Below are 11,097 nucleotides of genomic sequence, written 5' to 3' on the forward strand. Positions count from 1 at the left end.
CCCAGCGAGCCCGCCGACCACGGAATCGGCGGGCTCCCGTCTCTCAGGGGCACGTCCCACCCGCAATCGGCTGACGCCGACTACCCCTTCGGGGCAACCGCCGATCACACCGCAGGGTCGGTGTCCGCGCCGAGTTCGGCGAGGCGCTTGCGGAGGATCGCGTTTTCGTTCTCCAAGGCGTGGAGCCGTTCGTAGGTCGGCGCGAGTTCAGCGTCGGAGTGCCGACGGGGAATGTGCTTCGGACAGTTCCAGTCATGGCCTTCGAGGTCGATCACCATGATCCGCTCCACGCGGCCGGCCGTGCGGGGTGAGCTCACCCGCTCGGCCAGGTCGGGGTCCTCGTCGAGGTTGCGCGTGTGCGCGTGGCCGAACAGCTTGAGCCGGGACTGGTGGGCGTAGTCCATGAAGAACAGCGCCACGCGACTGTCGGTCTTGAGATTGCCGTTGGTGATGTACTGCCGGTTCCCGCGAACGTCGGCGTAGGCCAGCGTCAACGGGTCGACGACGTGCACGAACCCGGGCGGGCCACCGCGGAACTGGATGTAGGGCCAGCCGGTCTCGCCCACACTGCCGAGGTAGAACCCGTCCCGTCCCGTGATGAACTCGGTCTCGCGTTCGCCCAGCGGGTCGCGTTCCCGTCCCACGGCCTCGCCGAGGTTCTTCCAGCGGGCCGGGCGGGTGCCCTCGTCCTGCTGCAGCTGCCGCACCGTGTCCGTGAACGCCAGGCGCGCAAACCGGCTCATGCCATCATCACTCCTCGCTGTGCTTGTGCTCCGGCCCGCCGCGCGGCAGAGGCGGCCGGGCCCACTCGCCGCTCCATGCCAGCGTGACCGCCGGGACCCGCCGAGCCGGTGCGCGGGTGGCCCTGGCCGGGCCAGCCACGACCGCCCGGGCACCTGGACGCGCCAGGTGCCCGGCGCAGTCGACGGGGTCAGCGCCTGGTGCTCGGGTCCTCCGCCTCCGCTTCGGCGCTCTCGGCTTCCTCCCGGATGATCTTCATCGTGTCGATCCCCACGGGGACGCCCGCGTAGACGGCAGCCTGGAGGGCGACTTCGGCGAGTTCCTCCGCGCTGCACCCGTTGCGCAGCGCACCGCCCACGTGCAGCCGTAGTTCAGCGGGGCGGTTCAGCGCGGCCAGGATGCCGACGTTGAGCAGGCTCCGCGTCCTGAGGTCGAGCCCGTCTCGCGTCCAGACAGTGCCCCAGGAGAACTCCGTAATGAGGTCGAGCAGGGGTTTGGCAGGCTCCCAACCGCGCAACATAGTGTTCACGTATTGGTCGCCCAGTACCTGCCGGCGGATCCGGTCTCCGGCCGCGTAGCGGTCGGCCTCGTCTCCTTCGCTCCGCTCCACTGTTCTCCTTCGCTCCTTCCCTTGGTCCGCGTTCGCGGTCAGTGCGCCGGAAGCGCATGCGGTTCGCTGGTCAACACGGCTTCGTGCCGTACGTCGTGGTCCCCGTCCGGGGGATCGTCGAGGCCGAGGACCGAGCGGGCGATCGCGTCGGCGTCACCGAGGATCACCGAGTCCACACCGGGCCGGACACCGGCGGCCGTGGCCCAGTGGACCCCTTCGGTGGGGACCCCGAACGCGTGCACGCCGGGGTTCGGGCGGCCGCACGCGTCGACCAGCCGGTAGGGCCGGTCGGTGACCTCCAGTCCGCCGGTGACGTGTTCGGTCCCGTTCGTGCGGAGCCGGTGCCGCCGCCCGATCCCGCTGTCGAGGAGGTAGCGCACCAGCGGGTCATCCGAGCCGACGACGCCGGGGTCCGGGAGGCGGGCGTCGATGAGCACGTCCCCGGTGTACTCGGCGCCGACCACGGCCGGTGAGGTCCCGGTGAAGTGGCCGCGCGGGTCGGCCGTTGCGGAGAACCCCGGCCCGGCGACGGTCACGATTCCGGCTTCGATCAGCGCGATCAGTTCCGCGATACGGCGCGGTGGCGGCCCGATCGAGACGAACGCGTTGAGCGGGGTGTAGAAGCCCGAGACGTGTTCCCGGTACGAGGCCGCGGTGAGCTGCCCGTGGTCGATGACCTGACGCACCTCGTTTCGCAGGTCCCGCAACGCGTCCAGCGCCGACTTGATCGGGTTGTCCACGTTGCCGCCGTAGGAGTTGACGAGGTCCTCACGGAGGTAGGCCAACAGGCGGTCGGTGAACGCTTCGGGAGAGGCGAAGACGCCCTCTCCCAGCGGCCGGGAGATACAGTCCCAGTTCCACTCGGTGTCCCCGCCGATGCCGTGCCGACGCAGCAGCGGGCGCGTGTGCTCCGGCCCGTGGGTCAGTGCCGTGACGAGTTCCGTGGCGAAGGCGCGGCGGTCGGCCGCGGGGTCCGACTGCCGGGCCATCGCGCAGTAGTAGACGAACGCGACCTCGTTGGTGATGTGGGGCCACACGTCGTCGTAGAAGTCGAGCCCGCCGACGCCGCGCGCCCGGGCCCGCAGACGCTCGATGGTCTCCGGGGTGAGGAACCGCGGGACGTGCCGACCGGTCACGCCCTTCTGGTTGGCGCCGCGTGCGTGGTAGGGAACGCCGCGCCGGGATCCGGCGACGATCCTGGGCTCCGTTCCCGAGGGCCGGTACACCAGGCCGCCGGTGGTTTCGTCGAAGCGGCCTCCGCGGGCGCTGGTCAGCAGGCTCAGGTAGTCGAAGAAGTTGAGTCCGAGGCCGTTCACGAGCACAGTGTTGCGCTCCGTCACATCGGCCAGGTCGATGTCCGCCGGGTTCGCGGGCGGGATGTACTGCAGCCCGTGCGTGATCGCGAACGCCTCCAGGCGGCGCTCCCGCTCGCGCAGGCTCGCCGGCAGGTGCCCGAGTGCCAGCACGACCTTGTCCACGGTGATCGCCTGGGTGCTGTGGGACGGGACAACGGCGTACCCGCCGGACCCCAGAGCAGTGACCGCGAGCACCCGGTCGGTGTGGACGTGTAATCGGACGTTGGCGGGCAGCCCCGCGCGGACGTGGTCGAGAACCCAGTGCAGGTACCTGCCGTACAGGGCGCGGGTCGGGTAGTCGTCGGCCGCGAGCCGGGCCGCCTGGGCGCGCAGCTCCGGATCGTCGAGCTCGTCCGCGCCGCCCCGTTGAATCCACTCGTACAGGCTCGGCCCGGGCACGATCGGCCCGCGGCACCGGACACTGGTGTCGTTGAACAGCGTGACCTGTGATGCCACCGTGTTCATCAGCAGGTGCCAGGACTGCGTCGGGCGCCAGACGGATCCCGCCCCCGGTGATTCCGCATCGATCGCGTGCACGACAACCGGGGAATGGGGGTGGAGGCGGGCGTTCTCGACGATTCTCTCCAGCGTGGACATTCCTCGCGGCCCAAGCCCGACGATAGCGATGTTCCTGGTCACGGTTGCCTTTTCTGTTCTCATGCCGATTTCTGTGCAGGGGGACGGGTCGGAGCCGGCGGTTGGGGCCAGGACTCCGTACTCGGCGGATGCGCTAGCGGGCGCGGGATGACACTCGGCGCGTGGGCACGGGAGCGCCGGGCCAGGAGAACGTCCGGAGGAGCAGCACTACCACCGCCCCCGCCACCAGGATCGCGCCGCCGATGAGCAGCGCCGGCTGGTAGCCGTGGTCGAGGGTTGGCTGGACGATCAGCGGCCCCAGGACCTGGCCCAGCCCGTAGGCGGTCGTGAGTGCGGCGGCCGAGCGCGGGACGTTGAGTTCGGCACCGGCGGCCAGCGCCAGCGTGGTGATTCCCATGAAGGTGCCGCCGAACAGGACGGCCGAGACGACGACCATCGCGGCGTTCTCGGTGACGCCGGGGAGCGCCACAGCGGCCGCCTGCACCAGCAGCGCCATCACCAGCAAGGTCGGCCGGGAAACGCGGCGGGACCAGTACGACCACAGCACGCACGATGGAATGGCCGCCACGCCGACCAGCACCCAGGCGCCGTTGCCCAACCAGGTCAGACCGGACCCGGCGAGCGCCGCCACGAGGAACGTCGCGGCGATGATGTAGCCGACGCCTTCGAGGAAGTAGCCCGCGAGCAGCAGCTGGAACGCTCGTCGGGGACCCGGCCCCGCGCCGCCTGTCCCGCTTGCGGCCTCGCGCGGATCCGCGGCCCGGTCGATCAGCGTCCACACCGGCGCACCGAGGAGCAGCGCCAGCACAGCGGAGAGGTACCAGAACACCGGCCAGGACGTCGCGGGCCCGGCCACCAGCACCACGGTCCCGGAGAGCGCGATGCCCAGCCCGACCCCTCCGTAGGACCAGCCGGACAGGTGCGGGTTCCTCCGTAGTGTGCGCAGGAGCGCCTGCGCGGCCACGATGAAGATGACCGCACTGGCCACTCCGGCGAGGAACCGCAGCGCCATCCACGCGGGCGCGGTGGTGACCAGCGGCATCGACGCGAGTGTGGCGACGAGGAGCGCCAGTGAGCCCCGTGCGACCACGCGGGAGGTCGCCAGGGACGGAAGCACGCTCAGCAGCACCGCCCCGGCGATGTAGCCCAGATAGTTGGCGGTGGCGATCTGGGCACCCGATACGGCGCTCAACCCCGCCTGCTGCTCCATCATCGGCAGGATCGGGGTGTAGACGAACCGTCCGATACCCATGGCGGCCGCCAGCACCACAGCGGCACGCCACAGCAGCCGCCGTTCGTTCCGTGCGTCGTCCGTTCCTGTGCTGGAAGTTCCGGACACGGATGCCCGCGGCACGCTTTCAGAGTCGACCACGAATCCCCCGTTTTCTGGTCAAACGCGACCGATACAGCGACTAACAATGCGATACGGCCACGTATAACTCTCAGACCGACAAAGAAGACATCTGGCGCAGAGGATCGTATATCAACCGCCCAGCCACCCGGACAGCAGGGTGGCAGCGTAAAGGGAATGTAAATTCTCGGCCCCCGTTCCCTCTACTGCATTCGGAGCTGCGCGAACAGGGGCTCCCGCTCTCGCTGGTCGAGGCTGATCCGCTGGAATGGAGCTCTTCATTCGCGGGAGGGCTTTACATCGCCGACGTGGAGGGCGGGTAGCTCGCAGCGTCTGACCTGGAGCACCTCGACGTCGACGCAGGTGAGCGCGTCGTGAGAGCGCAGGGACGCGCCGCGCGACTATACTCCCGCCCTGCTCCCGATACGTGACTGCGTTGACGAGGCGCATGGTCAATAACAGATTTTTCGCAGGTCAGATGCGCAATGAAGATGGCACGGTGAGCCGCGTGAAAAGCGGACGGCCGTCGGTCCGACCCCGCCCCTGACCACACCTACTTGAACCTGAGAAATGCCCCGTGATCTGGGAATTAAGATCGCGGGGCATTCTTGTGTCGTGGCAGTTGCCGAGGGTGCGGCTGGGCGCCAGCGGGTGGCGGGGCCCAAAACGTGGGACGGGGAGCAGGTGAGTTCCACCGGGCAATGGATCGCGGCTCGCCCCTGATGCGCTCGGTCCCGTTCCCCACGACCGACAGCGGGAGCGCGCAGCAGCCGCACACGTCGTCGGTCGATCCGTGGGCGTCGATATCGTCGTGTGCGAGTTCGGAGTCGGCGATGCCCCCTGCGGTCAGACGCCTCACCCCCACCTGTCGCGAGGAGTCCCCCACTTGTCATCCCTCACCCGTCACACGACACGCGGCCGTGCCGATGGACTCGGCCATCGGGCCAGACGCTTGGGAGCCCTGGTGGCATGTGCTCCCCTCGTCCTGGTCACAGCCTCGTGCGGACTGTTCGACGGAGCAGACTCGGCCGATTCAAAAGATGCCTCGCAGGAGCGGAAGTCCGAGGTCGCCGTCCCTGAGGCGTTCACCCGTGAGGTCATGCTCTTCAATAAGTACGGAGACAACGCAGCGGCCCAACTGGAGCTGGAGGCGGTCGAGGCCACCGACGAATCCACCGCGGTCCACCTGACCCTCACCAATCAGGGCGACACGCTCACCAATCTCTCCTTTGACAACACGAAGCCCATCCTCATCGATCCCGTCGACGGCACGGCATATCCGATGATGGCCGACCGGCCACTCGACTCCCCTGCCCGGGACTTCTACGGCAGTCATGACGACGGGGATGACGTGCCCTTCCTCAAGGGCGTCGACAACGCGTTGCGGTTCTATTTCCCGCCGCTGCCCGACCACGTCGAGTACGTCACCTTCCTTGGGTTCGGAGCGGGGGTCATGACGGGGGTCCCGGTGCAACGGGTGGACGAGCACCGCCCGATTCCGGAGCCCGGCGTCGACGGGAAGAAGCGCGAGCCCAAACCGGGAGAAACGCTGGACTGGCCGGTCCGCGAGCCCGACGGCGACCAGCACGAGTTCGTCTTGGACGCCCAGGGATACGTGGAGGGGGCCGACAGCACGCTGATCCGTGAAGGAGATGAGGAGACCATCGCCCTCGATGCGGATGTGCTGTTCGCGTTCGACAAGGCCGAACTGACCGACGAGGCAGCCGATCTCCTGGCCGACGCCGCCGCCTCCATCGAGACGAACGGGGCCGATGCCGCCGGGCCCATCGTGATCACGGGACACAGCGACGGCGTCGGCGACGACGCCTACAACCAGAAACTGTCCGAGAAGCGAGCCCAGGCCGTCCGGGAGAAACTGGAATCTCTGCTGGACGGAGGACACGACTTCGACGTCTCGGGCAAGGGCAGCTCCGAACCGATCGCCGAGGAGGGCGGGAAGGACGACGAGGAGGCACGCAAGCGCAACCGGCGCGTAGAGCTCTCCTACAAGGTCTCCTCCGGACGTCGTGGCAAGGAAGCCGACGCGTCGGACGACGGGGCCGGAATCGCCGCCGCCGAGCGGCATGTTGGGCTCCCTGCGTCCTACCGTTCGGATCCAGGGAAGCCGGTGGCTAAGAAGCAGGACAGGGATTTCGATCTTGCCGTGTACCCGCTGCTGCGTGACGGTGCCCACCTGGTCGCCGAATTCGAGATCACCAACAACGGGAGCGGATTCCGCACACCCGATCTGGGGGACGACCCGTCGCTGCGGAGGCACACCAAGAAGGGGGGCGAGTCGCTGAGCGGCTTCCGGATCCTGCAGTCCGACCCGGAACTGGCTCGCTACCCGCTGCTGATGTTCTACAAGGACAAGTACGTTCCGATCGCGGAGCGCTCCCGCGCGATCGGTTCCGGTGAGAGCTTCCGTCTGGCCATGATGTTCCCCGCGCCGTCGCCGGAGACCAACGAGGTCACGCTGGACGCAGGCCCGTTCGGCGAGGTCAGCGTTCCCATCACGTAGTCGGGCGTGGGGGCGGGGCTCCGCCCCCACGCGAGGGTAGGTGCCGACCGCGTCCCCGTCGTGCAGGCCCAGCCGTGGAGAGGAGAAAAGGCAATCACGCTTCCTCCTCTGGAGGTGCCCGCTGGGCATCTGTGCCCGACGTCAGCACACACCATGGACTGATCCCGGGAGTGACTCGGGGTGGTGTCCACGACCGAAGACTCCTCCGGACACCACCAGTGACAGCGGTGGCCACCGACGGGCGATGCGGGGCACACGGCCCTCGCGATCGAGGTGCCGGAAGTGATCGCGACGAGGCCTATTGGGCCCGGCTCCGACGTCGTCGGCAAACTTCTCGATTCAGAAGGACGATCCTGGACCTGCGCATTGTATGTAGACAGACCTGTCTGTATATACTTCCTCCATTCGGATCGTGACATCACCCGCCGACTCTCCGAAGGGCCCCTATGACCCCGTCCCGACCTGCCCCGAGCGTGCGCCACGTCGAGACGCCCTACCTGCATCCGCTGCGGCTGGCGACGGCCGGAGCGGCGCTGATCGCCACCTGCTACGGGATCGCGCGCTTCGCCTATGGCCTGTTCGTCCCCGTGCTCCGCCAGGAGTTCGACCTCGATGCCGCGACCGCTGGTCTCATCGCTTCGAGTAGCTACACGGCCTACTGCATCGCGATCGTCGTCTCGATGGTGGTGACCGGCCGGGTGGCCCCACGCCGGGTCGCGGTCATGGCCGGGGCGCTGGCGACCGCGGGAACCGCGTTGATCGCATCCGCCACCGACACAGCGACGCTCTCCATCGGTGTGGTCGTCGCGGGGGCCAGCACTGGTGTGGCCTCACCTCCGCTGGCCGAGGCCGTGGCGCACCGGATCGGGCCGGGCCACCGGGACCGTGTGCAGAGTGTCGTCAACGCCGGAACGGGTGTGGGTGTCATGCTCTCGGGTCCCATAGCCCTGGCGGCCGGGGCACACTGGCGGCCCGCGTGGATCGTGTTCGCCCTGATCGCGCTCGCCGTCACGGCGTGGAACGCCTGGGCCGTTCCCCCGGACATCCCCCGCACCGAACGCGGTGGCGCGCCCTCTCTGCTCCCCACCCCGCTGCTGGCGCCAGGGGCCGTCAGGATGCTCGCGGCCGCGGTGGCCATGGGCGCGGCCAGCTCCGCGGTCTGGACCTTCGGCCGGGACATCGTCATCACCGAGGGCGGTGCGAGCCCCGTGGCGTCGACCTTCATGTGGGTGTGCTTGGGCGCGGCCGGTGTCCTGGGGGCGTTCGCTGGGGACATCGCCGCGCGGACAGGGCTCGGCCGATCCTGGGGCGGCACCATGCTGGCCCTGGGCGCCGCTACCGCGGGCCTGGCCCTCATGACGGGGTCGTCCGCCGCGGTGATCGTTTCGGCGGCGGCGTTCGGGGTGTTCTACACGGTGCTGACGGGTCTCCTCCTGCTGTGGGGGATCCGCCTGTACCCGAACGCCCCCTCGTTCGGGGTGGGCTCCTCGTTCCTGATGATCGCGGCCGGCCAGGCCGTCGGGGCTCCCCTGGTCGGCGTGGCATCCGACCTGTGGTCGCCGGTCACCGCGTTCGGGCTCGCCGCGGGCGCGGCGGCGCTCGGCGCGCTGCTACGGCCTCGTTCTGCGCTGGGTCCCGGCCCGGTCGGGATCCGCTAGCTCAGAACCCGTCTCACGGCGTGAGGCCATGCGCCGCGATCAATACCTCCGCCGCGTCGCGGGCGCCGCGCATCGCCTCGCTCCGGTCTCTGAGCACGGTGGTGACGGTCACGCCTTCCACGAGGACGAACAGCTGCTCGGCGAGGCCCTCGGGATCCGTGGCACCGGCCTGGGCCGCCAGTTCCTTCATGTAGGAGCGCATCCAGCGCTTCTGGTCCAGGGCCACCTGCCGCGCAGGGTGGCCGGGGGTGGAGATCTCGGCGACGGCGTTGACGAACGCACAGCCGCGGAAGCCCTCGACCTCGCCGGACAGCCACGCGTCGAGTGCATCGAAAACCGCCAGCAGTCGGTCCCGCGGCTCGGATCGCTCCTCCACGGTCGTGGTCAACCGCGCGCGCCACACCTCATCGCGTTGCCGAAGATAGGCACCCACGAGTTCGTCTTTCGAGCCGAAGTGCTTGTACAGGGTCATCTTGGCCACGCCGGAGCGGGCCACGACCGTGTCGACCCCCGTGGCGCCGATGCCCTCCTCGTAGAAGAGTCGCGACGCCGTTTCAAGGACGCGCTGCGCTGCTGAACTCTGCACGCGCTGCCCGTTGGCCGGGCCCTTCTGAGCACTCACGATCCGCCGCCCCCTTACCGAACTCGATGCCTTGACTATACAGATCCGTCTAGCTACTTTGAAACCAGGCAGACAGACCTGTCTGTACTCCTTCGTCCCATCGGAGAGGCGATGACCACGCTGAAACGCCGGCTGCGGTCACTGATCACCGCCGTGGTGGACTTCCACCGGGAAATGGAGCGCGGCTTGACCGTGATGCGTTACGGCGAGACCCCGAGAAGCGCGCGCCGGACCTGCCCCTACCCCGCACACACGAACCGGCCACTGCCCCACCACGGGCAGCAGCGTCTGACAACCGTCGGACGCCCGTCTACACGGAAAGGCGGGCGGGGGTCGGACCACCGAGCGACAAGCCGAAGGGGAAGAATCGGCGGCATCCAGCACAGGGATGTCGCCGTCGCTCACCTAGCGCCCGCCCGACGACCCGCCCTCGTCGATGCGCGACTGCAAGTCCGGATGTAGTCCTGGTCAGCCTCCACACGCTCACGTTCAAGATCGGCGATCCGCTCCTCATCGAGGCGATTCTGGAACCGTAGACAAGACGGAAGTCGCGGTCGGTCTCGTGCTCGGCCAGCTCCACCGGCATGATCTTGTTGACCAGGAACCAGCCAACAACGAACAGCGGAACCATCACCACGACCAGCGGCGGGATGAACAGGGTTGCACCCAGGCAAATCACGCCAAGCGCGATCCGCCCCCAGACCCGATTGCGCCGGGCCTGCGCCTCCGGCGTCTGGCCCCGAGAACCGCGAGGCGTCGCAGCGGCGATCGCCTCCGCCTCATCCAGCTCACCCTGCTGAATCCTGACAATGTCGCCAGAGCTCACCCCGCAGGCATGGAGATAGCGAACGTGCTTGCGTCTCTCCATGAAGCTTCCGTACTGCCTCTTCTCTCCCATCTGCCACCTTCCCGATCATCGCGCTTTATAGGTCCGATGATCCTACCCTCGATAGGCTCACCACTCTCACTCCATCAACGCTGCGTGAAGGTCAGCACGGAGAAATCAAGGGAATATTCAGCATCTTCTCCCACGCGCGCAATTTCCCATTCCACCACCTGACATTACCTTATACCTAATTGGCGCGCTAGTCCGCATCCCCGTATGCAGAACAGACACTAGAAGGAACTCGGTACCCTCTCGCTGCGTCCATATCAAAAATGACAAGAAGAGCATCCGGGATGTAGGAGATCCGGCCCTCTACAATCTCTCCCAACGCAATGACAACGCTTTTTCCTCCAGCAAATCCGAGGCGAACAGCCCACGGGACTTCTGAACATCCTTCATTAGGAACGTGTCTAGCCACGCTGGATTGATTGACTGATCGGCCAATGAAACCCCTCCAGCCAAAGGCTTCGGTCACATTAATATAATCATCCGACCGCTGTTGAACTGAGGGAAAGTCATCGCGCAAGTTCAGCGCCAGAGCCTCGTTCAGGCCATCAACAACCCAGGTGAAATATAGCGTCTTTCCGCTGGAGAACACGAGACATATGGCAACATCAACCTCGTGAAAGAGTCCTCCGTGCTCATGTCCACACGGCCACCCTTCCCCCTCAAGGGGGAGGTACCATGCCGACACCAAGGAATCACCGGGCACGAAATTGATCAGGTCTTCAATGAAGTTTTCTGACATTACGCATC

9 protein-coding genes are annotated in these 11,097 nt (G+C 67.5%); 2 read left to right on the plus strand and 7 right to left on the minus strand.

The genetic code is table 11. The features are described from left to right. Positions 1 to 104: 104 nt before the first annotated feature. The 4 genes from CDO52_RS23665 to CDO52_RS23680 form a co-directional block, all read right to left on the minus strand. Positions 105 to 743 carry a pyridoxamine 5'-phosphate oxidase family protein gene (locus tag CDO52_RS23665; RefSeq protein WP_017618647.1) on the minus strand — a complete coding sequence of 213 codons (639 nt, stop codon included), beginning with the start codon at positions 741 to 743 and terminating at the stop codon, positions 105 to 107. A 188-nt stretch (positions 744 to 931) separates the two neighbouring features. Further along, the gene (locus CDO52_RS23670; protein ID WP_017618648.1) at positions 932 to 1,351 is read right to left on the minus strand and encodes a carboxymuconolactone decarboxylase family protein; all 420 of its coding nucleotides are present in this window, start codon (positions 1,349 to 1,351) and stop codon (positions 932 to 934) included. 38 nt (positions 1,352 to 1,389) lie between these two features. Continuing rightward, positions 1,390 to 3,366 carry an FAD/NAD(P)-binding protein gene (locus tag CDO52_RS23675; protein ID WP_094932714.1) on the minus strand — a complete coding sequence of 659 codons (1,977 nt, stop codon included), beginning with the start codon at positions 3,364 to 3,366 and terminating at the stop codon, positions 1,390 to 1,392. A 70-nt stretch (positions 3,367 to 3,436) separates the two neighbouring features. Next, positions 3,437 to 4,657: a YbfB/YjiJ family MFS transporter gene (locus CDO52_RS23680; RefSeq protein WP_232524304.1), complete on the minus strand. Its 1,221-nt coding sequence runs from the start codon at positions 4,655 to 4,657 to the stop codon at positions 3,437 to 3,439. A gap of 961 nt (positions 4,658 to 5,618) precedes the next feature. Between CDO52_RS23680 and CDO52_RS23685 the strand changes: the two genes are divergently transcribed. Both CDO52_RS23685 and CDO52_RS23690 read left to right on the plus strand, forming a co-directional pair. After that, positions 5,619 to 7,175 (plus strand): OmpA family protein, encoded by a 1,557-nt coding sequence (locus tag CDO52_RS23685; RefSeq protein ID WP_017618651.1) that lies wholly within the window; start codon positions 5,619 to 5,621, stop codon positions 7,173 to 7,175. 446 nt (positions 7,176 to 7,621) lie between these two features. Then, positions 7,622 to 8,833 (plus strand): MFS transporter, encoded by a 1,212-nt coding sequence (locus tag CDO52_RS23690; protein WP_051060733.1) that lies wholly within the window; start codon positions 7,622 to 7,624, stop codon positions 8,831 to 8,833. Between the two features lie 13 nt (positions 8,834 to 8,846). Here CDO52_RS23690 and CDO52_RS23695 read toward each other — a convergent pair whose 3' ends face one another. The 3 genes from CDO52_RS23695 to CDO52_RS27840 all read right to left on the minus strand — a co-directional run bounded on the left by CDO52_RS23695 (position 8,847) and on the right by CDO52_RS27840 (position 11,089). Continuing rightward, positions 8,847 to 9,455, minus strand: coding sequence for a TetR/AcrR family transcriptional regulator (locus CDO52_RS23695; RefSeq protein WP_017618653.1), 609 nt, complete (start codon positions 9,453 to 9,455; stop codon positions 8,847 to 8,849). Between the two features lie 310 nt (positions 9,456 to 9,765). Further along, a complete protein-coding gene (locus CDO52_RS23700) occupies positions 9,766 to 10,323 on the minus strand; it encodes a hypothetical protein (protein ID WP_157745695.1) in 558 nt (185 codons plus the stop codon). A gap of 217 nt (positions 10,324 to 10,540) precedes the next feature. Then, complete coding sequence (locus tag CDO52_RS27840) at positions 10,541 to 11,089, minus strand: hypothetical protein (protein ID WP_152471615.1); 549 nt, start codon at positions 11,087 to 11,089, stop codon at positions 10,541 to 10,543. Between the last annotated feature and the right edge of the window lie 8 nt (positions 11,090 to 11,097).

Source organism: Nocardiopsis gilva YIM 90087, assembly GCF_002263495.1.
GTDB lineage: Bacteria > Actinomycetota > Actinomycetes > Streptosporangiales > Streptosporangiaceae > Nocardiopsis_C > Nocardiopsis_C gilva.